The organism is Alcanivorax sp. IL3 (assembly GCF_047495465.1).
Taxonomy (GTDB): domain Bacteria; phylum Pseudomonadota; class Gammaproteobacteria; order Pseudomonadales; family Alcanivoracaceae; genus Alcanivorax; species Alcanivorax jadensis.
Genome location: NZ_CP179931.1, coordinates 999,937 through 1,023,069, shown reverse-complemented (window position 1 = coordinate 1,023,069; position 23,133 = coordinate 999,937). Strand labels below are relative to the sequence as shown.

25 protein-coding genes and 1 other RNA gene are annotated in these 23,133 nt (G+C 59.7%); 9 read left to right on the top strand and 17 right to left on the bottom strand.

The window, feature by feature from the left end; all coding sequences use genetic code 11:
• Positions 1 to 4 precede the first annotated feature (4 nt).
• From mraY to rsmI, 10 genes are all read right to left on the bottom strand, one after another.
• Positions 5 to 1,087, bottom strand: coding sequence for a phospho-N-acetylmuramoyl-pentapeptide-transferase (gene mraY, locus ACMG4M_RS04870; protein ID WP_035248018.1), 1,083 nt, complete (start codon positions 1,085 to 1,087; stop codon positions 5 to 7).
• A complete protein-coding gene (locus tag ACMG4M_RS04865) occupies positions 1,087 to 2,445 on the bottom strand; it encodes a UDP-N-acetylmuramoyl-tripeptide--D-alanyl-D-alanine ligase (protein WP_414430797.1) in 1,359 nt (452 codons plus the stop codon). The genes mraY and ACMG4M_RS04865 overlap by 1 nt, the downstream gene beginning before the upstream one ends.
• Positions 2,442 to 3,914, bottom strand: coding sequence for a UDP-N-acetylmuramoyl-L-alanyl-D-glutamate--2,6-diaminopimelate ligase (locus tag ACMG4M_RS04860; RefSeq protein WP_414430796.1), 1,473 nt, complete (start codon positions 3,912 to 3,914; stop codon positions 2,442 to 2,444). The genes ACMG4M_RS04865 and ACMG4M_RS04860 overlap by 4 nt, the downstream gene beginning before the upstream one ends.
• On the bottom strand, positions 3,911 to 5,632 hold the full coding sequence (locus ACMG4M_RS04855) for a peptidoglycan D,D-transpeptidase FtsI family protein (protein ID WP_035248023.1): 1,722 nt from the start codon (positions 5,630 to 5,632) through the stop codon (positions 3,911 to 3,913). Before ACMG4M_RS04855 ends, ACMG4M_RS04860 begins: the two co-directional genes overlap by 4 nt.
• Positions 5,629 to 5,895 (bottom strand): cell division protein FtsL, encoded by a 267-nt coding sequence (ftsL, locus tag ACMG4M_RS04850; protein ID WP_035248025.1) that lies wholly within the window; start codon positions 5,893 to 5,895, stop codon positions 5,629 to 5,631. Before ftsL ends, ACMG4M_RS04855 begins: the two co-directional genes overlap by 4 nt.
• Complete coding sequence (gene rsmH / locus ACMG4M_RS04845; protein WP_272975465.1) at positions 5,895 to 6,833, bottom strand: 16S rRNA (cytosine(1402)-N(4))-methyltransferase RsmH; 939 nt, start codon at positions 6,831 to 6,833, stop codon at positions 5,895 to 5,897. Before rsmH ends, ftsL begins: the two co-directional genes overlap by 1 nt.
• Positions 6,833 to 7,273 carry a division/cell wall cluster transcriptional repressor MraZ gene (mraZ, locus tag ACMG4M_RS04840; protein WP_035248027.1) on the bottom strand — a complete coding sequence of 147 codons (441 nt, stop codon included), beginning with the start codon at positions 7,271 to 7,273 and terminating at the stop codon, positions 6,833 to 6,835. The genes rsmH and mraZ overlap by 1 nt, the downstream gene beginning before the upstream one ends.
• A gap of 326 nt (positions 7,274 to 7,599) precedes the next feature.
• Complete coding sequence (locus tag ACMG4M_RS04835) at positions 7,600 to 8,406, bottom strand: MBL fold metallo-hydrolase (RefSeq protein ID WP_035248030.1); 807 nt, start codon at positions 8,404 to 8,406, stop codon at positions 7,600 to 7,602.
• Between the two features lie 165 nt (positions 8,407 to 8,571).
• An RNA gene (gene rnpB, locus ACMG4M_RS04830) (RNase P RNA component class A) lies at positions 8,572 to 8,937 on the bottom strand.
• A 190-nt stretch (positions 8,938 to 9,127) separates the two neighbouring features.
• Positions 9,128 to 9,964, bottom strand: coding sequence for a 16S rRNA (cytidine(1402)-2'-O)-methyltransferase (rsmI, locus tag ACMG4M_RS04825; protein ID WP_035248032.1), 837 nt, complete (start codon positions 9,962 to 9,964; stop codon positions 9,128 to 9,130).
• Between the two features lie 81 nt (positions 9,965 to 10,045).
• On the opposite strand from rsmI, the gene ACMG4M_RS04820 reads away from it, so the two are divergent.
• The 4 genes from ACMG4M_RS04820 to ACMG4M_RS04805 are packed head-to-tail and all read left to right on the top strand — an operon-like array spanning position 10,046 to position 13,487.
• On the top strand, positions 10,046 to 11,917 hold the full coding sequence (locus ACMG4M_RS04820; RefSeq protein WP_035248035.1) for a penicillin-binding protein activator: 1,872 nt from the start codon (positions 10,046 to 10,048) through the stop codon (positions 11,915 to 11,917).
• On the top strand, positions 11,898 to 12,275 hold the full coding sequence (locus ACMG4M_RS04815; RefSeq protein ID WP_035248037.1) for a YraN family protein: 378 nt from the start codon (positions 11,898 to 11,900) through the stop codon (positions 12,273 to 12,275). Before ACMG4M_RS04820 ends, ACMG4M_RS04815 begins: the two co-directional genes overlap by 20 nt.
• A 36-nt stretch (positions 12,276 to 12,311) precedes the next feature.
• Positions 12,312 to 12,899, top strand: a complete 588-nt coding sequence (locus ACMG4M_RS04810; protein WP_007150375.1) for a phosphoheptose isomerase — start codon at positions 12,312 to 12,314, stop codon at positions 12,897 to 12,899.
• On the top strand, positions 12,900 to 13,487 hold the full coding sequence (locus tag ACMG4M_RS04805; RefSeq protein ID WP_035248038.1) for a BON domain-containing protein: 588 nt from the start codon (positions 12,900 to 12,902) through the stop codon (positions 13,485 to 13,487).
• Between the two features lie 263 nt (positions 13,488 to 13,750).
• Here ACMG4M_RS04805 and ACMG4M_RS04800 read toward each other — a convergent pair whose 3' ends face one another.
• The 7 genes from ACMG4M_RS04800 to rplM form a co-directional block, all read right to left on the bottom strand.
• Positions 13,751 to 14,149 (bottom strand): ClpXP protease specificity-enhancing factor, encoded by a 399-nt coding sequence (locus ACMG4M_RS04800; RefSeq protein ID WP_035248041.1) that lies wholly within the window; start codon positions 14,147 to 14,149, stop codon positions 13,751 to 13,753.
• Positions 14,150 to 14,151: 2 nt separating this feature from the next.
• Positions 14,152 to 14,790 carry a stringent starvation protein SspA gene (sspA, locus tag ACMG4M_RS04795; RefSeq protein ID WP_035248043.1) on the bottom strand — a complete coding sequence of 213 codons (639 nt, stop codon included), beginning with the start codon at positions 14,788 to 14,790 and terminating at the stop codon, positions 14,152 to 14,154.
• Between the two features lie 92 nt (positions 14,791 to 14,882).
• A complete protein-coding gene (locus tag ACMG4M_RS04790; RefSeq protein ID WP_035248045.1) occupies positions 14,883 to 15,539 on the bottom strand; it encodes a cytochrome c1 in 657 nt (218 codons plus the stop codon).
• Complete coding sequence (locus ACMG4M_RS04785; RefSeq protein WP_084573472.1) at positions 15,539 to 16,822, bottom strand: cytochrome b; 1,284 nt, start codon at positions 16,820 to 16,822, stop codon at positions 15,539 to 15,541. Before ACMG4M_RS04785 ends, ACMG4M_RS04790 begins: the two co-directional genes overlap by 1 nt.
• Positions 16,819 to 17,406: a ubiquinol-cytochrome c reductase iron-sulfur subunit gene (petA, locus tag ACMG4M_RS04780; protein WP_035248047.1), complete on the bottom strand. Its 588-nt coding sequence runs from the start codon at positions 17,404 to 17,406 to the stop codon at positions 16,819 to 16,821. Before petA ends, ACMG4M_RS04785 begins: the two co-directional genes overlap by 4 nt.
• 212 nt (positions 17,407 to 17,618) lie before the next feature.
• Entirely contained in the window at positions 17,619 to 18,014 is a 396-nt protein-coding gene (rpsI, locus tag ACMG4M_RS04775) for a 30S ribosomal protein S9 (RefSeq protein ID WP_035248049.1), read from the bottom strand.
• An 11-nt stretch (positions 18,015 to 18,025) separates the two neighbouring features.
• Positions 18,026 to 18,454 carry a 50S ribosomal protein L13 gene (gene rplM, locus ACMG4M_RS04770; RefSeq protein WP_035248051.1) on the bottom strand — a complete coding sequence of 143 codons (429 nt, stop codon included), beginning with the start codon at positions 18,452 to 18,454 and terminating at the stop codon, positions 18,026 to 18,028.
• 246 nt (positions 18,455 to 18,700) lie between these two features.
• Here rplM and ACMG4M_RS04765 point away from each other — a divergent pair, with 246 nt between their 5' ends.
• The 5 genes from ACMG4M_RS04765 (at position 18,701) to ACMG4M_RS04745 (ending at position 23,100) form a co-directional block, all read left to right on the top strand.
• Positions 18,701 to 19,738 carry an aldo/keto reductase gene (locus ACMG4M_RS04765; RefSeq protein WP_035248053.1) on the top strand — a complete coding sequence of 346 codons (1,038 nt, stop codon included), beginning with the start codon at positions 18,701 to 18,703 and terminating at the stop codon, positions 19,736 to 19,738.
• 395 nt (positions 19,739 to 20,133) lie between these two features.
• On the top strand, positions 20,134 to 20,745 hold the full coding sequence (locus ACMG4M_RS04760) for a TetR/AcrR family transcriptional regulator (RefSeq protein ID WP_414430795.1): 612 nt from the start codon (positions 20,134 to 20,136) through the stop codon (positions 20,743 to 20,745).
• Positions 20,742 to 22,367: a phytoene desaturase family protein gene (locus tag ACMG4M_RS04755; protein ID WP_414430794.1), complete on the top strand. Its 1,626-nt coding sequence runs from the start codon at positions 20,742 to 20,744 to the stop codon at positions 22,365 to 22,367. Before ACMG4M_RS04760 ends, ACMG4M_RS04755 begins: the two co-directional genes overlap by 4 nt.
• A gap of 3 nt (positions 22,368 to 22,370) precedes the next feature.
• Positions 22,371 to 22,937 carry an SGNH/GDSL hydrolase family protein gene (locus ACMG4M_RS04750; RefSeq protein WP_414430793.1) on the top strand — a complete coding sequence of 189 codons (567 nt, stop codon included), beginning with the start codon at positions 22,371 to 22,373 and terminating at the stop codon, positions 22,935 to 22,937.
• Positions 22,906 to 23,100: a hypothetical protein gene (locus tag ACMG4M_RS04745; RefSeq protein WP_414430792.1), complete on the top strand. Its 195-nt coding sequence runs from the start codon at positions 22,906 to 22,908 to the stop codon at positions 23,098 to 23,100. Before ACMG4M_RS04750 ends, ACMG4M_RS04745 begins: the two co-directional genes overlap by 32 nt.
• Positions 23,101 to 23,133 lie beyond the last annotated feature (33 nt).

Genomic DNA, 23,133 nt, shown 5'->3' with positions numbered 1-23,133 from the left:
TCCCCTATCGGATTTTCAGGGTCGCCAGACCCACCAGGACCAGAATTACGGTGATGATCCAGAAGCGCACGATGATCTTCGGCTCCGGCCATCCTTTCAGTTCAAAGTGGTGATGAATCGGCGCCATGCGAAACACACGGCGGCCGGTGAGCTTGAACGAACCCACCTGCAGCATCACCGAAACGGTTTCCATCACGAACACGCCGCCCATGATGAACAGCACAATCTCCTGGCGGACGATCACCGCCATCACACCCAGCACCGCGCCCAGGCCCAACGCGCCCACATCGCCCATGAACACTTGTGCCGGGTAAGCGTTGAACCACAGGAAGCCGAGGCCGGCGCCACACAGGGCAGCCGAAATAATCACCAGCTCGCCAGCCCCGGCCACATAGGGAATCTGCAGGTACGGGGCAAATTCCGCATGGCCACCGGCATAGGCAAAGATACCCAGGGCGCCGCCCACCAATACCGCCGGCATGATCGCCAGGCCATCCAGGCCATCGGTCAGGTTCACTGCATTGCTGGTTCCATTGATCACGAAATAGGTCAGCACGATGTAGAACCAGCCCATGTTGATGACCACATTCTTGAAGAAGGGCACGATCAGCTGGGTTTCCACCGGGCTCTGGGCGGTAAAGAACAGGGCAAAGGCCGCGCCGAGAGCACCGATGGACAACCACAGGTATTTCCAGCGGGCCGGCAGGCCGCGGGGATTTTTTTCCACCACCTTGCGCCAGTCATCCACCCAGCCCACGGCGCCGAACACGAACAGCACACCCAGGGTGATCCAGATAAAGCGGTTACTGAGGTCTGCCCACAGCAGGGTGGAAATGACGATGGCAATCAGGATCAGCGCCCCACCCATGGTGGGGGTGCCGGCCTTGCTCAGGTGACTCTTGGGGCCATCGTCACGAATGGCCTGGCCCACCTGCTTTTCCTGCAGTTTGCGGATCATGATCGGGCCCACCCAGAAGGCGATAAAAAGGGCCGTCAGCACGCTGAGAATGCCGCGCAGGGTGATGTACTGCACCACCAGGAAACCGCTGTGAAATTCTGCCAGAAGCTCAGCCAGCCATAGCAACATCAGAGTGCCCCCTGTTTCGATTTGTGAGGGCCTGCGCCCAGGATCAGTCGCTGCACCACCGCTTCCATACCGGCGCTGCGCGAACCTTTCACCAACACGGTTCCACCCTGTTGCAGAACCGGGGCACTCCAGGTTGCCGCCTGCTGATCGTTCTCTGCCGTCCTGGCACCTTCACCAAAGCCCTCGGCGGCCGCACTGGCGCCGGTCATCACTACCAGATCGCTGATCCCCGCCTGGCGGGCATAGCCACCCAGCTCTTCGATCAGCTGCTGCGCCTGCGGACCCAGCTCGCCCATGGCGCCCAGCACCAGCATCTGCGGAGCGGGCTGCACGGCCAGCCAGTCGATGGCGACACGCACGGAACCCGGATTGGCGTTGTAGGTGTCATCCACCAGCACGCCATCACCCACCGCATGCAGATTCATGCGGCCTGGCACCGGCTTGAGTTGCGCCAGGCGCGGCAGCACCTCGCCCAGGTTTACGCCCAGGGCGCGCACAGCCGCGCAGGCCAGCAAGGCATTGCTGACCTGATGGGCGCCGGGCAGCGGCACTGTCACCGTCTCGCACAGCGGCTGAAGGACAAATTCCACCCGGTCCTGATGTAGCCGGATAGTGTCGGCGTACAGATCCGCGGGCGCCTGGCTGCCCACACGGATCACGGTAAGACCAGCCTTTTCCGCCTCACCAGCAAAGAAATCGGCAAAGCTGTCATCGTTGTTGATAATCGCCTGACCGCCGGCCTGACAACCGCCGAAGATTTCCGCCTTGGCGTTGGCAATGCCCTGCATGGAACCAAAACCTTCCAGGTGCGCGCCGGTCACATTGGTCACCAGCACCACTCGCGGCTTGGCCAGGGAACTGGTCCAGGCGATTTCACCGGGGGCATTGGCGCCCAGCTCAATCACCGCATAACGGTGTTCGCCGGCCAAGCGCAACAACGTCAGCGGCACACCGATGTCATTATTGAAGTTGCCACGGGTGGCCAGGGTGCTCTCGCCCAGCATGGCGGCAGCCATCTCCTTGACGGTGGTCTTGCCGGCGTTACCGGTTACCGCCAGGCGCTCGCTGGTAAACTGATCCGCATAACCACTGGCCAGGCGGCCCAGACCCAGGCGGGTATCGTCTACTTGCACGGCGCTGGCAAAGTCACTTTGCTCACGGTCCACCAGGGCGGCGACAGCACCACTCTCGGCGGCCCTGGCGAGGAACTCATGGGCGTCAAAACGCTCGCCCTTGAGCGCCACAAACAGGCAGCCCGGCGCCATGTCACGGGTATCAGTCACCACAGCACTGACTGTGCGGTCTTCCCCGATCAGGGTGCCGCCGGTCCACTGGGCGATCTGCGACAACCACATCATGACACACCTCCCCGGGCGGCCAGCGCCTGGCGGGCAAGTTCTCTGTCATCACTGGGGTAACGCACGCCGTCGATTTCCTGGTAGTCCTCATGGCCCTTGCCGGCCAGCAGAATCACGTCGCCGGCCTGGGCGCTGTTGACGGTTTCCTGAACCGCCTCGGCACGATCCACATTTTCGTGGACCGCTTGCGCCCCGGTTAGACCGGCACGCATTTGATCAATAATGGTTTGCGGGTCTTCGCTGCGCGGGTTATCGCTGGTCAGCACCACGGTATCGGCGAGCTTTTCCGCCACTGCCGCCATCTGCGGGCGCTTGCCCTCATCTCGGTTACCGCCACAGCCGACCACACAGAACAGGCGGCCGGCAAAGTGATCCCGGCATGCCTGCAAGGCTTTTTCCAGGCCATCCGGGGTGTGGGCATAATCCACGATCACCGTCGGACAGCCATCGGCCTGCACAGGTTCCATACGCCCCGGTACGGGAGTAATGGCGGCCAATGCTCCACCCAGCGCCTCAGCGGCCACACCCTGGCCATGCAGAATGGCCGCCACGGCCATCACATTGCTGAGATTGAAACGACCGAACAGGGGCAGACTCAACGGCACCACTGTGCCGCCCACAAACAGCTCCGCGTCGATACCTTCTGCGGTGCATTGCACGGACTGGCAACGCACGGTGGCACCCTGCTGGCTGCCGAAGGTGACACAACGAACCCCATCAGGCAGGCAGGCGATCAGGGTTTGTGCTGCCGGATCATCACAATTGATCACCGCCAGCTGCACCCCGTCGCGGGTAAACAGCATGGCCTTGGCAGCCAGGTAGGATTCCATGTCGCCGTGATAATCCAGATGATCCCGGCTCAGATTGCTGAATACCGCCGTGATGACCAGGGTGCCGCCCAGGCGGTTCTGATCCAGGGCATGGGAAGAAATTTCCATGGCCACGGTATCGGCACCGGCATCACGCACGTTCGCCAATCCGGCCTGCAGGGTAATCGGGTCTGGCGTGGTATGGCCGGTGGTCTGCTCGTGCCCTTTCAATCCCAGCCCCAGGGTCCCCACCAGAGCACAGCGGTGACCCAGCGCATTCAGTGCATCGCGCAGGAACCAGGTAATGCTGGTCTTGCCATTGGTTCCGGTGACTCCGGTAATGTGCAGACGGCTGGCCGGCTCACCGAACCAGCGCGCGGCCAGATCACCCACCTGCCCCGCCAGCCCCGGCAGATGCACGCAGGGCACCGGCTGCTGCAGATCCACGGAGAACGTCTCCGCCTCTGCCAACACCACGGCAGCACCGGCACTGATAGCCTGAGGGATAAAATGGCGGCCATCACTGGCCACGCCAGGTACAGCCACAAACACCTCGCCGGGCTGCAGGCGGCGGCTGTCGAGCTGAAGCCCGGAAATGGTAAGACCTGCCACTTGGGCAGGCAGGTTGTGCTCGGGGAGCAGTTGCTGGAGGCGCATCATGAGCGGTCCTCCGTATCCGGGCTGCCGGCCAGCAGCCCTTCGGGTCTGTCTGGTGGTACATGCAATGTCCGCAACACCCCGCCCATGATTCGGGAAAAGGCCGGAGCGGCAACCAGACCGCCGTAGTAGGCATCGCTGCGAGGGTCGTCGATAACCACCACGGTGACGATACGGGGATCGGTGGCCGGAGCCAGGCCAGCAAACAGACCGATATAGCTGTCATCTGCATAACCGCCGGAAACTACCTTGTGCACGGTGCCGGTCTTGCCAGCCACCTGGTAACCGGGCACCTGGGCGCGGCTGGCGGTCCCCACCTGACTGACCACGGTTTCCAGCATCTGCACCAGTTGCCGGGCAACCGGCTTGCCCAGCACCTGCTCACCAGCAGGCTGGCTGGCAACCTTCTTCAGAGTCAGCGGCACTTTGACGCCGTCATTGGCGATGACTGCATACGCCTGTGCCAGCTGTACCGCAGACACGCTCAAACCGTAACCATAGGAAAGCGCCGCCCGCTCCACTTCCCGCCAGTGGCTACGCAATGGCAGCATGCCGTTGCTTTCACCGGGAAAATCGATGGCAGTGGCCTGCCCGAAACCGAAACGCTCCAGGTAGTTGGGCAGCGCCAGCGGCTCCATGGCCAGGGCCAGTTTGCTGGTGCCCACGTTGGAGCTCTTGGTGAGCACGGTGGTGATATCAATCACCCCGTAGTCGCGATGGTCACGAATGGTCTTGCTTCCAACCCGCAGGGTGCCGGGATGGGTATTGATGGTAGTCGACGGGGTCACCATGCCCATTTCCATGGCCGCCGCCACGGTAAAGGGCTTCATGGTGGAGCCGGGCTCGAACAGATCTGTCACTGCCCGGTTGCGCAGGGCACCGGTATCCAGATTGCCGCGATTGTTGGGGTTGTAGGCGGGCTGATTCACCATGGCCAGCACTTCACCGGTACGCACATCCAGCACCACTGCGCTGCCGCCCTTGGCCTTGAATTGCTGCACGGCGCCGAGCAACTCCCGGTAAGCCAGGTACTGCAGACGCAGGTCAATACTCAGCGTTACGTCTTCACCGGGCTCCGCCGGCTCCAGCACTTCAATATCCTGAATTACCCGACCCAGCAGATCACGAACCACCTTCTTGCGACCGGATTTGCCAGACAGGTGTGATTCCATATCCAGCTCAACGCCTTCCTGGCCTTGATCGTCAATATTGGTAAAGCCCACCACGTGGCTAGTCACTTCACCGGCTGGATAGTAACGACGGTATTCGGTCAGCGAATGGATACCGGGAACATTCAGATCCAGCACGGCCTTGGCCGCTTCCGGCGCCAGACCGCGACCCAGATAGATAAACTCACGGGATTCGTGACGACGCACCTTGCTGGCGAAATCCTGCTGGCTGATCACCGGATTGCCCGCCAGACGCGCCCATTGCTCCTGGTTTTCCAGGGCTTCACGGGGATTGGCCCAGAGGGTGACCACCGGTGTACTGACCGCCAGGGGACGGCCATCACGATCACGAATCACGCCCCGATGTGCAGCCAGGGGTTCCACTCGCAAATTGCGGATATCCCCCTGATGGGCAAGAAAGTCATGCTGGATCACTTGCAGGTCCACCGCCCGTACCACCAGGACACAGGCACACACCAGCCAGAAGCCCAGCACAAAGCGCCAGCGCATCTGGTGATTGGGTTGCCGTGTCTTGCGAGCCTGGCGTTTCATGGCCGGATCAGCACTCTCTCATCGGTTTTCGGTAATTTCATGCCCAGCTTCTCGCGAGCCAAGCGTTCTACCCGGGCATAGCTGCCCCAGGTGCTGTGCTCCAACAGCAGCTGACTCCACTGGCTCTCCAGTCGAGTTTGCTGCTGCTTCAATTTCTGGCTCTCGTCGGTGAGTCGACGCGCCTCATGGACGCTGTAACTCACCGCCAGCGCGGAGATCACTACCAGCATCACCAGGGTGCGGATCAGCCAGGGGACGCTCATCAGGCCACCTTCTCCGCTACCCGCAACACCGCACTGCGCGAGCGAACATTCACTTTCAGCTCGGCCTTGCTGGCACGAATAGCCTTGCCAATCGGCTCCAGCCGCTGGGGCATTTCGTCGCCCAACGGCAAACCACCGCGCCCCTTGGGAGCCCGGCCGGAGTGATCGCGAATAAACAGCTTCACGATCCGGTCTTCCAGAGAATGGAAGCTGATAATGGCGAGACGCCCGCCGATGGCGAGCGTCTCCAGGGACTGTTCGAGCACTTGGGTCAGCGCATCCAGCTCCCCGTTTATATGTATTCGCAATGCCTGAAAACTGCGTGTGGCCGGGTGCTTGCCCGGCTCGCCGCGGCCAATGGCCGACTCGATCAGATCGGCCAGCTGCAAGGTGCGGGTAATCGGCTGCTCCTTGCGCTCTTCGCAGATACGCCGGGCAATCCGACGCGACTTGCGCTCATCGCCATAGCGATACAGCACATTGGCAATATCCTGCTCGTCGGCCCGGGCCAACCACTGCGCAACACTTTCACCCTGAGTTGGGTCCATGCGCATATCCAGCGGCCCATCACGCAGAAAGCTGAAGCCACGACCGGCATCGTCCAGTTGCGGCGACGACACACCCAGATCCAGCAACAGGCCATCAATGGGGCGACCCACCTGGTCTACCACATCAGGCAGGCAGTCAAAGCGGCTGGCCACGATCTGGAAACGGCCATCTTCCGATGCCAGCTGCTCACCCGCGGCAACGGCCTGGGGATCACGATCGATACCGGCAAGGCGCCCCTGTGCGTCCAGCTTTTCCAGCAGTGCACGGCTGTGGCCACCTCGCCCAAAGGTGCCATCCACATAAAAGCCATCACCACGGCTGAACCACATATCCAGTACCTCTTCCAGCATCACCGGCTGGTGTTCGTACTGCGCGCCCTTGTCGGTCATCAGAAGGACAACTCCTGCACACTTTCCGGCAATGCATCCGGGTCCAGGGTGCCGTCCTCTTCCAACCAGCTTTCTGCTTTCCAGATCTCAAAACGGTGCATCTGACCGATCAGCATGGCCTGCTTCTCCAAGCCGATGGCCGCCCGCAATTCCGGCGGCACCAGCAGCCGGCCATTGCTATCCATGTCAATTTCCACCGCCTGGCCGAGGAAGCGACGCTTCAGCTGACGCACCTGCGGACTGGAGTCTCGCTGGGCGGACAGTTTGCCGGCGGTTTCCATAAATTCATCACGTGGGTAAAGCGCGAGGCATTCGTCATAGGGGTGACGGGTAAGCACAAGCTGGCCGCCGCAGGCTTCGTTCAACGAAGCGCGATAACGGGTCGGCATGGTGAGCCGCCCCTTGGCATCCAGATTGAGTGATGTGCTTCCAGTAAACACTGGCCGTCCTCATGCTCGATTATTCGGTTCCTTCCCGGGGGTTCTGTTTACCCCACTTTGCGACACCGGCCGCCAAGAAATTCCCACTTTTTCCCACTTTTCACCACATTGAGACACTCTATGGCCACTGGGAACACCAAGTCAAGCGTCGACACCTGGGCAAACGTAAAAGAATTTCCAGACAAATCAGCCTGTTAGCTGTGTCACACGGAATGGACGAAGAGACGAACGGAGGGAGTTTCGAGACGAATCAGAGCGCTGGAACGTGCAGGTGAGAAAGCACTTTAAGTGTTAGACGGATTAGTTATTACTAACTTTTTTTATATTCACTTATTAAAGGTTAAGCTTTGTTCGGACACGGGCAAGCGATAGGATTGGCTATCCAGCAGGTCCACGCCGCACTCGAGCGCCGCCAACCAGTCAAGGAAATGCCCCACCTGCTCCCCCACAAAGTAGCCACCATGCTGGGGAACGATCATACGCGGCGCCAGCTTGCGCACCATGGCCACCCACAGTCGACAGGCCCGGTTGCTGGCCATATAACGGCGATGAAACCCCGTCATGCTGTGCAGGTGGTCGGCAAAGTTTTCCACCTGCCCTTCCTCGCCCCCCAGAGACGCACCAATATCGCCGGAAAACAGGATGCCGCTGAGCGGATCGTAGAAGCTGAAATTACCCACCGAGTGCAGGAAATGCGCAGGCAACACCCAGATCTCGGTATCAGCAAACGGCAGCACCTTGCCCTCGTCCGCCACACCCTGGATACGCGACTGTAGTTGCTCGCCCATTTTGCCAGTCACATAGGAGGAAGCCAGATGAGGCAGAAACCGGGACCACAACCTGCTCACTACCACCTGGCTGCGCGTGTGCATCAGCCAGCGCGGCAGGGACGCGATAATATCCGGGTCCTGATGGGATGCCAGAATATAGTCCAGACCGTCCAGACTGATTCGGCGACTCAAGGCAATGGTTAGCGGGGTGTAGGTCAGATCCCCACCCGGATCAATCAGCGCAGCACGGTCCCCGTGGCGAATGCAGAACTGGTTGGCCTGCACTCCCTCCCCGACAACCAGATCGGAAAAGCGCAGCACTTCGTGATTATTGTCGAGATAGAGGGTATCGGTCTGCGCCATGTCGGACTCCTGCCAGATTGTAAGCCCGGCAATTCTGACGACATCGCCTCACTGGATAATGACTCAGATCAAGAAGAGGAAGCGTTTTGGGGCGAGAGCGACGAGTCACGAAAGGCAAACCCCGGTTCGGGTATTCGCTTCTCGCAACTCGCATCTCATACTGAAAAGGTGGACCGGTCGATAAGCCGGGTTCTGTCGTGGACAGTCATTCATCTGGGGCTTGCGTCGCCACAAACCTCTAGCAACCTACCCGGATCCAGCGCGGGCCACGCCAACGGATCCCTATTTGGTCTTGCTCCGGGTGGGGTTTACCCTGCCACCACTGTTGCCAGCGGCGCGGTGCGCTCTTACCGCACCTTTTCACCCTTACCGGTTCCTTCCAAAGGAGGGAACAGGCGGTATCTTCTCTGTGGCACTAGCCGTAGCCACACCGTCACCAGTGTAGCCCCCAGGCGTTACCTGGCACCCTGCCCTGTGGAGCCCGGACTTTCCTCCAGCGGCTACGCCGCCAGCGACTGTCTGACCGATCCGGGGCGGAGTTTAGGGGACGGCAATGAAAAACACCAATTGATAATTGAGAATGGATAATTGATAACTTGCGGAACAGGGCGCCAAGTCCAGAAACGCAAGAGGCCGCGTCCAAACGATTGGTCGCGGCCTCTTGCGTTCAAAGACAGCAAAGCGCCAGTCCGCGTCGTTATTAATTATCCATTCTCAATTATCAATTTTCTTTCCCCATCCCTTCCAACAGCGCATACACCGCCTGCCGCTTCAGCCCGGTGTGGGCGGCCATGATTTTCGCCACCCGGGATACCGGCAGTTCCGCGAGCAGGGATTTTGCCAGGGCCTGATCCTGCTCGCTCCAGTCTGCGGTTTGTGCGGCGGGCGACAGCACCAGCACCAACTCGCCGCGTTGCTGGTTGCGATCTGATGCCACCCAGTCACAAATATCAGCCACGGTTCCCATGCGAATCGTCTCAAATTGCTTGGTCAGCTCACGACAAAGCGAGATTTCACGATCTTTTTCAACTGACGCTTTCAGCGCCTCCAGGAAAGAGAGCACCCGGTGAGGAGCTTCGTAGATAATACTTGTGACTGACAGCTTGGCCAGGCGCTCGATGGCCTGCTGGCGAGGCGCTCCCTTGGCCGGCACAAAACCCTCAAAAAGAAAACGATCAGATGGCTGCCCCGCCGCCGCCAACGCTGCCAACAGTGCCGACGCACCGGGAATCGGCACCACCCGTACATCAGCCTGGTGGCAGGCGCGCACCAGACGATAGCCGGGATCACTGACCAGCGGCGTGCCCGCATCACTGATCAAGGCACCCTGCTCACCTGACTGCAAACGAGCCACCAACTCTTCGCTGCGCGCACTTTCGTTGTGGTCATGACAACTAATCAACCGACTGCGGATTCCCAACTGTTCCAGCATGCGCTGACTATGCCGGGTATCCTCCGCCGCCACCCAGTCCACCTCCCCCAGTACCGCTATCGCCCGACGACTGATGTCATCCAGATTTCCGATCGGTGTACTGACAATATACAAAGTTCCACTCATATCTGTGCACGACTCAACTGGTGGGGCTCCAATGAAGCGCCTACAATAGCGGCTTCATTCTGGTAATACGAACGTCTCGCCATGGAATTCAGAAAGGCCCGTTTGGCAGCCCTGCTTGCTGCCGCAGTCATCGCCGGCTGTTCTACCACCACTCCTACGCGCACCACGGTTTATGAACAGCCGTCGGCTGCCAAGGTTGGCACCGCTCCCACCGCGCTGTCCGCTGCCCGCAGTCAACTGGCCACCATGAAAACCGATGCACGCATCGGTGCCGCGCTGCAGTGGGCGGAACATTATCTGGATCAGCAGCGACCCGGTGATGCCGGCCAGTTGCTCGCCGATCTGAATCCTCAGGCCATGGACAACGAACAACGGTTTACCTGGATACTGCTCAGCGGTCGCGCCCAGCTGGGTGACCAACGACCCGACGACGCGCTGGCCCTGCTGCAACGTCACGAAGATGACATTCTTCAGTATCCCGCCGAGCAACAGGCAGGGCTGGATCTGCTCAAAGCCGACGCCCTGGCAATGAAGGGTGATCTGACCGGCAGCCTGCAACAACGGGTGGCCACACACCCCCTGCTGGAAGATGAAGATCAAGACTATAACCACGGCATGATCTGGCAACTGCTGATGCAACTGTCCAGCTCCGAACTGGCCGATGCCATTGAGGACAGCCGTGGTGATTTACTCGGCTGGCTCACCCTGGCCCAGCTTTACCGGGACCCGATCGCCGATCTCGATGCCCAGGTCAGCCGGCTGAATCAATGGAGCGCCCAGTGGCGCACCCACCCGGCCACCGATGACGTTCCCGATATGCTCGACGCCCTGGAAAAAGCTGTCAGCGAACGCCCCAGCAAGGTTGCCATTCTGCTGCCTGCCACCGGCCCGCTGAAAAATGCCGGCAAGGCACTCCAGGAAGGCATCATGACGGCCTACTATCGGCACAAACAGGACGGCAACCCACCGGTATTGCGCTTCTACGATTCCGGCGGTGACGACATCCTCGCTCTCTACCAGCAGGCCGTTCAGGACGGCGCCGACTTCATCCTCGGGCCGCTGGCCAAGGACAAGGCAGCCACCATTGCCAACCAGGGCACCCTGCCTGTTACCACCCTGGCGCTGAACTATATTGATCAGGGCGAACTGCCAGAGAATTTCTTCCAGTTCGGCCTCGCGCCGGAAGACGAAGCTCGCCAGATAGCCCTGCAAGGTGCTCGCGAAGGCGCAAGCCAGGCCGGCATCCTCTACCCGGAAGGGGAATGGGGTGAACGGGTTGCCCAGGCGTTTGCGCAAGAATGGCAATCCCTCGGTGGTACCGTGACCGTGACTCGTACCTACCAGGAAGGCCCCACTCTGGGCGACACCGTCAAGGAACTGCTGCTGGTGGCGCAGAGCCAGAGCCGCGGCCAGGCAGTGAGCCGCTTCACCAGCCTGGACATGGATATCCAGCCACGTCGTCGCCAGGATATGGGCTTCCTGTTTCTGCTCGCCAATCCCAACCAGGGACGCCAGGTCAAACCGGCGCTGAATTTCCACTACGCCAAGGATCTGCCGGTCTACTCCACGGCCCTGGTTCACAGCGGCGAATCCAACCCGAGGCGCGACCAGGACCTGAACGGGGTACGCTTTGTGGACATGCCCTGGATGCTCAGCAACGAAGACTCTCAGCTACGCCGAATGAGCAACGAGCAATGGCCCGAAGGCCACGGCCGCTACGAGCGTCTGTTTGCCATGGGCATTGATGCCTATCGATTGCAAAGCCGTGTTTTCCTGCTAAGCACCCTGCCCTCCAGTGAACTGCCCGGAGTCACCGGCCGCCTGAGCATGAAACAGCAACGTATCGTGCGCGAACTGAACTGGGGCGTCTTTATCAATGGCGAGGCACGCGCCCTGCCCAAGGTAGCCGAACCTGCAAACAACAGCAGAACCCGTGAAATTACCGCGCAGTAACAAAAATTCCGGTGGCGAAGCGGAAAAACAGGCTGCACACTGGCTCACGCAGCAGGGACTAGAGGTTGTGGCCCGCAATTTCCGCTGCCGGCAAGGTGAAATCGACCTGATTATGCAGGACGGCAACACCCTGGTGTTCACGGAAGTGCGCTGGCGCAGCTACCGAAGTCATGGCGGTGCACTGGCTTCCGTGGATCACCACAAACAACGCCGGCTGATCCTGGCGGCCCAGCATTACCTGGCCCGTCACCCGCAATACCATGATCGCCCCTGCCGCTTTGATGTACTGGGAATGGAACCGGACAACAACGACACTGTCCGTTATCAGTGGATACAAAACGCGTTCTACAGCGAATAGCCCCAATAATCGAACGCGCAGAACAATGAGGTAATTATGAGCGTGGACCGTATCCGGCAATTATTTGCCGAAAGCATCGAAACCAAAGCCAAGGCCGGCGAAGTACTGCCCACCGTCATCGAGGCGGCCGGTCAGGCCATGGTAGAATGCCTGCTCAACGGCGGCAAGATCCTCACCTGTGGTAACGGCGGCTCCGCCGGCGATGCCCAGCATTTTTCTTCCGAGCTGCTCAATCGCTTCGAAATGGAGCGTCCTGCATTGCCCGCGATCGCGTTGACCACGGACTCCTCCACACTCACCTCCATCGCCAACGATTACAGCTATAACGAAATCTTCTCCAAACAGGTGCGCGCCCTGGGCGGCAGCGGCGACATCCTGCTGGCCATTTCCACCAGCGGTAACTCCGCCAACGTGATACAGGCCATACAGGCCGCCCACGACCGGGAAATGCGCGTTGTCGCCATGACCGGCAAGGAAGGCGGCGAAATGGTCAACCTGTATGGCCCCAACGACATCGAGATCCGGGTGCCCGCCACCTCCACCGCCCGCATTCAGGAAGTTCACCTGCTGGTGATTCACTCCCTGTGCGATTACATCGACCAGCAACTCTTTGGAGGCCAGTAAATGGCCGCACGCTTCACCCGTTTGAGCAGCATTCTGACTCTGTTCTTGATGCTTGTTACCAGCACCGGTTGTGTCTCCCTGTCCAAGGGCATGTCCGATGATCCAGTCGACCAAAATCACGGCAAACGCACCTTTGGGGCCTTTGTCGAGGACGGCAATATTGAACGCAAGGTCGCAGTGAATCTGGCCCGGGCCAGTGCCGAGCTGGACGAGTCACGCATTGTGACGGTGAGCTACAACGGCAACGTCCTGCTTGCCGGCCAGGTAGCCAGCGAAGACCTGAAGACTCAGGCCGGAAATATCGCCGAGAAGGTTCGTCATGTCCGCCATGTGCACAACGAACTGCAGGTGGTGGGGTCCAACTCCTTTCTGGCACGGACCAATGACACCTGGCTGACCAGCAAGGTCAAAAGCCGACTACTGATCAACGGCGATGCACCCGGCTGGCGCACCAAAGTGGTAACAGAAAACGGTGTAGTCTACTTGATGGGCCTGCTGACCCACGCAGAGGCTACTGCGGTCGTCGAACAGGTGCAGAAAGTCTACGGTGTGCAGAAGATCGTGAAGATTATCGAGTATATCGACTAAAGAGCAGCTGCAAGCGACAAGCTTCAAGCCGCAACACGAAGAAAGGCCCTCCCCAACCGGAACGCCGAGCCCGCGCTGCCCCCCCAAAAAAAACCGCGCCCGAAGGGTGCGGTTTTTTTGTAGCTCGTAGCTCGTAGCTCGTAGCTCGTAGCTCGTAGCTCGTAGCTCGTAGCTCGTAGCTCGTAGCTCGTAGCTCGTAGCTCGTAGCTCGTAGCTCGTAGCTCGTAGCTCGTAGCTAAAAAAACCGGCTTTCGCCGGTTTTTTTACTTCACCACTTTCAAATGGCTGACCTTTCCCTTGCTGTCGTCCTTTTCCGGTTCCGGGGGCGGCGGCTCGGGAGGCGTCTCAGCCGGATCGAAGGCCATACCCTGGCCGTTTTCACGGGCAAAGACCGCTACCACCGCGTTCACCGGCACCCGGATAGTCATGGGCATGCCGCCGAAACGAGCAGAGAACGTAATCTCGTCATTGCCGGCAATAAACTGCGTCACTGCCCTAGGCGCAATATTCAGGACGATCTGACCGTCCTGAACAAAGTCCTGAGGCACTTCCACACCGGGATAGGAGGTATTCACCGCCAGGTGGGTGGTCAGGCCGTTATCACAGATCCACTCGTGGATCGCCCGTATCAGATACGGGCGATTGGGGGACATATCAGACATGATTACAGCGGGTTGCGCAGTTCGCGCTCGGCATCGGTCAGGCTGGCCTGGAAGGCATCACGATCGAACAGACGCTCGGCATAATCCAGCAACGGCTTGACCTGCTTGGCCGGCAGCTCGATACCCAGGGCCGGCAACCGCCACAGGATGGGGCCAACCACACAGTCCACCAGAGTGAACTCTTCGCTCATGAAGTACGGCAGCTCGCTGAAGATCGGCGCAGTGGCAATGATCGCTTCGCGCAGTTCCTTGCGACGCTTGTTGAGGCTGGCCTCTTTTTCTTCACCGGCCAGAATCGCATCAACGTGGCCACACCAGTCACGCTCGACCCGATGGATCAGCAGACGGCTGTGGGCACGGGCTACCGGGTAAACCGGCAGCAACGGCGGATGCGGGAAACGCTCATCCAGGTATTCCATGATGACCGTGGACTGATACAGGGTCAGTTCACGGTCCACCAGGGTAGGCACTTCGTTGTAAGGGTTCAGCGACGCCAGATCTTCCGGCTTGCTGTTATTGTCCACATCAACGATATCGACTGTGACCCCTTTTTCCGCCAGCACGATACGTACGCGATGGCTGTAATGATCTTCCGGGGAAGAAAAGAAAGTCATTGAAGAACGCTTGGTCACCACACCCATGGTCGAATCATCTCCGCACAAATAGCTATAACAGAAACAGGGTAACCGCTTACACGGATACCCTGTTCAACGCTGAAAAGGGGCACTAATCGTTAGTGCACGTCTTTCCAGTATTCCTTCTTGAGCAGGTATGCCGGGACAAGCAGAATGCCCAGGAACACCAATACATACACACCCAGACGCTCACGCAGGGGACGAACCGGCTCCGCGGTGTAAGCCAGGAAATTGGTAAGATCACCCATCTCCTGCTTGAACTCCTCTTCGCTCAGCTCTTCTTCCAGGCTTGCCATCACATGGGGCATGCCCACGTTCTCGAACACCCGGTTGTTGTAACCGAAGGGACGAGACTCGTCTTCGTAGAAGTTGATCAGGTAGGAATACACCCAATCCTCTGAACGATAACGGGTTACCATGGTGAGATCCGGCGGCGCATTGCCGAACCAGGCCTTGGCATCTTCCGATGCCATGGCTGTACGCATCTGATCACCCACCTTGTCGGTGGTGAAATTCAGTTTTTCCTGCACCAGCTCTTCCGGAATTTCCAGATCTTCAGCCAGTCGGCTGTAGCGCTGATACTGCAGACCATGACAGCCCATGCAGTAGTTTACAAACAGCTTGGCGCCATTCTGCAGGCTCACTTTATCCTGCAGATTGACCGGTGCCGGTACTTCATACTCACTCTTGCCACCACCGGCCGCGAAGGCGACCAACGGCAGGCAGCTGAAAAGAACGACCGCTAATTTCTTCATCAGTGACCCCCCGTTACCCGTTCCGGAACCGGCTTGGATTTTTCGAATTTGTGAACAAACGGCATGATCAACAGGAAATAGCTGAAGTAATAGATCGTACCGAACTGAGCCATCATGGTCTTAGCAGGAGTCGCCGGCTGAGTACCAAAATAACCCAGCATCAGGAAGTCCAACACGAAGATCGTCATGAACAGCTTGCTCAACCAGCCACGATAGCGGATGGAGCGAACCGGGTGGCGATCCAGCCAGGGGATCACGAACAGGATCACGATAGCACCACCCATAGCCACCAGGCCCCAGGCCTTGGCAGGCATGATGATATCCAGGGTCGCGGCACGCAACATCGCGTAGTAAGGACCGTAATACCATACCGGTGCAATATGATCCGGCGTCTTCAGCGGGTTAGCCGGCTCGAAATTCGGCTTCTCCAGCAGGTAGCCACCGCCATCCGGGAAGAAGAAGATCACCACGGCAAAGATCATCAGGAACACGATCACGCCGGGCAGGTCCTTCACGGTGTAGTAGGGGTGGAACGGAATGCCATCTACCGGGATACCGTTTTCGTCCTTGTTCTGCTTGATTTCCACGCCATCCGGGTTGTTGGAGCCCACTTCGTGGAGCGCCAGGATGTGCAGTACCACCAGAGCCAGCAGAACGATGGGAATCGCCACCACGTGCAGGGCAAAGAACTTGTTCACCGTCGCAGTGGACAGCAGATAGTCACCACGTACCCAGGTCGTCAGGCCTTCACCGATTTCCTTCGCTTCAGCGGCATCGATAAACGGCAACAGATCAAAGGGAATAGCACCGGCCAGGGAAATAATCACCTGGGCGCCCCAATAGGACATGTTGCCCCAGGGCAGCACATAGCCGAGGAAACCTTCCGCCATCAGCGCCAGGTAGATCAGCATACCGAAGATCCACACCAGTTCCCGCGGCGGCTTGTAGGAGCCGTACATCAAACCACGGAACATGTGGATATAGACCACCGCGAAGAAGGCGGACGCCCCTACCGCGTGCATGTAACGGATCAACCAGCCCCACTCCACATCACGCATGATGTATTCCACCGAGGCAAAACCTTCGCTGGGGGAGTAGAACATGGTCAGCCAGATACCGGTGAGCAGCTGGTTGATCAGGACCACCAGCGACAGCACACCGAAGTAGTACCAGAAGTTGAAGTTCTTCGGGGCGTAGTATTCGGACATGTGGCGCTTGTAAGCGTCCACCACGGGCAGACGGGCATCTACCCAGTCGACAACACGATTCACCAATCCCATCATGCCTCGGTCTCCCCTTCTTCAGAACCCACAATGATGACACCTTCACTCAGATAGGAGTGCGGCGGCACCACCAGGTTGGTGGGTGCGGGCACGCCCTTGTAGACGCGACCGGCCAGATCAAACTTGGAACCGTGACAGGGGCAGAAAAAACCACCGTGCTCCAGCTCCACCGTAGGCTCGTCCTCATACAACGGCGAACACCCCAGATGGGTACAGGTGCCAATCAGCACCAGCAGCTCTTTCTTGATAGAGCGCCACTCGTTCTGCGCATAGGCAGGCTGCTGGTCAGCTTCAGACGCAGGGTCACTAAGCTTGTTTTCCAGCTGAGGCAAGGTTTGCAGCATATCGTCGGTACGACGCACCACCCACACGGGCTGGCCTCGCCATTCCTCAACCACACGCTGACCGGGCTCCAGTTTGCCAATATCCACCGTTACCGGCGCACCGGCATTCTTGGCTTTGGCACTGGGTTGCCAGGATTTCACAAAAGGAACAGCCGCGCCAACTGCACCTGCGGCACCAATAGCCGAGGTCAAGCCGATCAAGAAGGTGCGGCGGCTGGTATTAACGCCGTCGTTGCTCATTCAGTTATTCTCCCCTTAGATCCCACGCTCGGGAATAGTCCGAGACTCGAGGTACTACCTCGCGCTCCGGGCGGAGTAAGGCGGCGCAAATGGTAAAGAAAAAGCCCACACCTGACAACCGGTTATTCCCCGGCCAGAGTCGCTAAACGCCTGATTTGAACACAAAAAAGCCCAGCATTGCTGGGCTTTTTTGTGAACAGCTGTTGTAAAGCTTAACGCTTGGAGAACTGCGGGCGACGACGCGCCTTGCGCAGACCCACTTTTTTACGCTCAACTTCACGCGCATCACGGGTCACGTAACCGGCACGACGCAGCTGACCACGCAGCTCACCATCGTACTCCATCAGCGCACGGGTGATGCCGTGACGGATGGCGCCAGCCTGACCGTTGTTGCCGCCACCGCTTACGGTAACCAGCACATCAAACTTGTCGGTCACTTCGATCAGTTCCAGCGGCTGACGAACTACCATCTGGTTGGTTTTACGACCGAAGTAAACATCCAGCGGGCGGCCATTAACAGAAATCTTGCCGCTACCCGGACGCAGAAAAACGCGAGCGGAAGAGGTCTTGCGGCGACCGGTTCCGTAGTTGGTTTCTACAGTTGCCATCAATAAACCCCTTAAATTTCCAGCTGCTGCGGCTGCTGAGCGGTGTGCGGATGCTCAGTACCGGCGTAAACTTTCAGTTTGCGGAACATGGCGCGACCCAGAGGGTTACGCGGCAGCATGCCCTTCACCGCCTTCTCAATGATCATTTCAGGCTTTTCGGCCTGCAGAGTGGAGAAGTTGGCTTCTTTCAGGCCACCCGGGTAACCGGTGTGACGGTAGTACATCTTGTCATTTGCCTTGTTACCGGTAACGGCCACTTTATCGGCATTGACTACGACGATGTAATCACCGGTATCGACGTGTGGAGTAAACTCCGGCTTGTGTTTACCGCGCAGACGGCTGGCGACTTCGGTCGCCAACCGACCCAGCGTTTTGCCGGAGGCGTCTACCACATACCAGTCGCGCTTTACGCTTTCCGGTTTTGCGCTGTAGGTCTTCATGGAATTCTGCCCTAAATTCAATATGTTACGGGTAGCAAACACCCGCCGGCGTCAGTTCCGCCGGGCAAGAGAGCGCGAATTCTACCCAAGCCCCCCAAAGAACACAAGCGGTTCGGGGGCTTTTGTTGTCATGTCGTTTACTGCCTGGCTGCAGGTCAGTTCCCACCATTGTGCCGCAACAGGCAGCATGATGAGATTGGCGCCTATTCTACCCGTGCCTACCGGCCCCTTTGCAAGGAGTACACCATGGAATACCGCCGTATTGGACGCACTGACCTGAAAATCAGCAGCCTGTGCCTGGGCACCATGACCTGGGGAAGCCAGAATACGGCGGAGGAAGGCCATGCCCAGATGGATATGGCCCTGGACCACGGCATCAATTTTTTTGATACCGCCGAGATGTACGCGGTGCCAGCCAGCCCGGACACCTCATTCCGTACGGAAACCATCATTGGCGAATGGTTCGCCCGCACCGGCAACCGTAACAAGGTGATCCTGGCCACCAAGGCCGCCGGTCCCGGCGACTATGTAAAGCATATACGCGGCGGCCCGCGATTCGACCGCCACAGCCTGCAGGGGGCCGTGGAAGGCAGCCTCAAGCGCCTGCAGACCGATGTCATCGACCTTTATCAGCTGCACTGGCCGGAGCGCACCACCAACTACTTTGGCCGCCTGGGTTACAAGCATCGCGACGGGGAAGACGGCATCGCCATCAGCGACACCGTGGCTGCGCTCAAGGAACTGGTGGATGCCGGCAAAATCCGCCACTGGGGCCTGTCCAACGAAACCCCCTGGGGCACCATGAGCTTTCTTCGCGAAGCCGAGAAGATCGGCCTGGCACCGCCGGCCAGCATCCAGAACCCCTACTCCCTGCTTAACCGCAGCTTTGAAGTGGGCCTGGCGGAAATCGCCCATCGCGAGCACGTCGATCTGCTGGCCTACTCGCCCCTGGCCTTCGGCATGCTGACCGGCAAATACCGCAACAACCAGTGGCCCAAAGGTGCCCGGCTGACAGAGGTGAAACAGTTCAGCCGCTACACCAACGACCAGGCCAGCGCAGCCACCGAGGCCTACTGCCAACTGGCAGAGGAACGCGGCCTGAGCCCGACCCAACTGGCATTGCAGTTCGTCACTACCCGCCCCTTTGTGGCCAGCAATATCATCGGCGCCACCAGCCTTTCCCAGCTGGAGGAAAACCTGAAGAGCGTGGACCTGCCCTGGGACCGGGACCTGGAAAAGGCCCTGGAGGCCATCCACACCCGTTTCCCCTACCCGGCGCCCTGACATCAACAGCCCGCCGCGCCCAATGCCCGGGCGCGGTGCGTCACAGCTGAAGGCCTCAATACACCTCCGCCTCGACGGTAGGTGTTCCCATCCTGGGGACGAACCGAGCGCAGCGAGGCGACAGCGGTTTCAAAAACCCTCTTCTTCCTGAAACCTGCCTAGCACTGACATCCCTGATCGCCCGCGGGCGATTTCCACGCTAGCGCATGGTTCGCGCCTCCAGAGGTGTTATTCGCTTCGCTCACCCTTCGGGCCGCACGGAAATACGTGCGTTACCCCGCTACGCTCCGTTCCTACAGCAGCTCCGGAGCTACCAAGCGACCCGCATAGAACCGTTGACGATACAGTCTTGCTCATGCAATGTTAACGGCGTTAACTTCGGCAAATGAGAAACCATGGCACGCACGGCATACCACCACGGCGACCTTTATCAGCAGGCCCATGAGCAGGCCCTGGCCATTGTTCGTGAGCAGGGCGACAGCGCTATCAGCCTGCGCGCCCTGGCCAGGCAGATCGGCGTTAGCACGCCGGCGCTGTATCGCCACTATGCCGACCGGGAAAGCCTGCTGGCCGAACTGGCGATCAGCGGTTTCCAGACCCTGCGTCAGCATTTGCTGGCCGTGGACCAGCAAGACAGCCGCAGCGCCCTGATCGGCATCGGCCTGGCCTACGTAGCCTTCGCCCGGGAGGAGCCCAACCTGTACCGACTCATGTTCGGCGGGCGAGTGTTGCCGCGTGGCGCCCACCCGCGACTGGATCAGGCCGGGCTGGCGGCATTCCAGGTACTGGAAGACACCGTGGCAAACGGCCAGCAAAGGGGTTACCTGAAAGCTGCGCCCCTGGCCCTGCTGACCGCCGCCGCCTGGTCCCTGGTGCACGGGCTGTCGCAACTGACCATCGACGGCCACCTTCCCGGCCATGACACCGAACCGCAACTGGCAGCGGGCATCACCGCTCTGCTGCTGGACGGCAGCATTGAACGTTCCAACAAGGAGCCCACCCCATGAGCAGCCCCACACCGAGCACCCTGCGCGTTGGCCGACGTTATCGGGCCAATCGCCTCGATGGCCCCTATGACGCCATCATCATCGGCTCCGGTATCGGCGGCCTGACCGCCGCCGCTTGTCTGAGCAAAATGGGCAAGAAGGTGGTTGTGCTGGAGCAGCACTATACCGCCGGCGGTTTCACCCACAGCTATGACCGCAACGGCTACGAATGGGATGTGGGCGTGCACTACATCGGCGATATGGGCGCCAAACACACTCTGGCCCGCCGCCTGTTCGATTACGTCACCGACAGCAAACTGCAATGGGCGGCCATGGACGATCACTACGACCGCCTGTTTATTGGCAATCGGCAGATCGATCTGGTCGCCGGGCCCAAGGCCTTTGCCAACGAACTGAAAACCCAGTTTCCCGGCGAAGAGCAGGCCATCGACAGCTATCTGGATTACCTCTCCCAGGTGGCCAAGGCCATGCCCGGGGTGACGCTGGCCAAGATACTGCCGAACCTGCTGGCCCGGCCGTTCCGGCATCTTGCTCGCCGCAAGGCTCCCGACTTTCTCAATCGCACCACCCGGGAAGTACTGGAAACCCTCACCGGCAACCAGGAATTGATTGCCGCCCTCACCGGCCAATGGGGCGACAATGGTCTGGTGCCCGATGACTCCAGCTTTATCATCCACGCACTGATCGCCCGGCATTACCTCTACGGTGGCTACTACCCGGTGGGCGGCGCCTCGGAAATGGCCAAGACCATTATTCCGGTGATCCAGCAAGGCGGTGGCGAAGTCTTCACCTATGCAGACGTGAAGGAAATCCTGATCGACAATGGCAAGGCGGTGGGCGTGCGCATGGCCGACGGCCAGGCCATCCACGCCCCCGCCGTGATCAGCAACGCCGGCGTTTTCAACACCTTTGGGCCATTGCTGCCGGAGAGCGCTCCTCACAAAGCCTTCTATCAAAACAAACTGGGGCAGGTGCAACGCTCCATGGCCAGCGTCTGCCTGTATATCGGCCTGCAGGACACCGCGGAAAACCTGAAGCTGCCGAAAACCAACTTCTGGATTTACCCGGGCGCGGATTACCGCGGTCAGGTTGAGAGTTTTCTCGCCGCCCCGGACAGCCACGATATTCCGCTCACCTATATTTCCTTTCCCTCCGCCAAGGACCCCAGCTTCACAGAGCGCTACCCGGGCCGGGCCACCATCGAGATCGTGGCCCCGGGGCCATTCGAGTGGTATCAGGACTGGGCGGACCAACCCTGGGGGAAACGCGGCGAGGATTACGAGGCGAAGAAGGAAGCCTATGCCCAGCGCCTGCTGGAAAAGCTCTATGAGAAAATGCCGCACCTGCGTGGCAAGGTGGATTACTACGAACTGTCCACGCCACTGTCCACGGACTATTTCTGCCGCTACAGCACAGGCGAAATCTACGGGCTGGACCACACGCCACAACGGTTTGAACAGGACTGGCTGAAACCCAAGACCCGCCTCCCCGGCCTGTACCTGACCGGCCAGGACATCATGACCTGCGGGGTGGTCGGCGCCATGATCGGCGGCCTGCTGACCACCGTTGCTGTCAGCGGCCTGAAAGGCCTGCCGCTGGCCAAGAAAATGTTTGTGGGATAGCCCATGCACCTGCCCTTCTGGCTCAGCACCGCCCTGCTTGCCCCGCTGCTGGTCTGGCAGGGCAAACGGACCCGCCGTACCACCCCGCGCCTGCCGGAAGCCGGCGGTGCACAACACGGCCAGTACGGTGACGGCGAGCCGACACGGCGACTGCTGGTGATCGGCGAGTCCACCGCTGCGGGGGTGGGCGTGGCGCATCATCAAGATGGCCTGGCCAGCCAACTGGCCCGGCAGCTACAGCAGCAAAGCCTTCACACCATTGGCTGGCACAGCCATGGCATTAACGGTATCCGCCTGCAGGCCCTGCTGGACAACCTGAAAACCATCGAGCTACCGGAGGCGGACGCCATTCTGCTGAGCATGGGAGTCAATGACACCACCGGGCTGACACCCAGGCGCCGTTACCGTCAACAGTTGCTGGCCCTGAACGCCCGACTGCCAGGCCCCCTGTACCTGCTTAGCGTACCGCCCATGCACCGCTTTACCGCCCTGCCCTCGCCCCTGCGCCAGCTGCTGGGCTGGCGGGCCAGACAACTGGATGCCATCCAGGGCGCGGGAGCGGCCCGCTGACTTTATCTATCTGAGCTATCCGCCAATGGACGACCCGGCCCTGCTGGCCGAAGACGGCTACCACCCGAGCATCAAGGGGTATCAGGCCATGGCTACCGCGCTGGCGCCGGCCCTGACCGCAACACTGCTGAGATCGAAGGAAACGCAGGGTGGATTAGCCTGAGCGTAATCCACCTTCTCTCGGCAGCCACGGTAC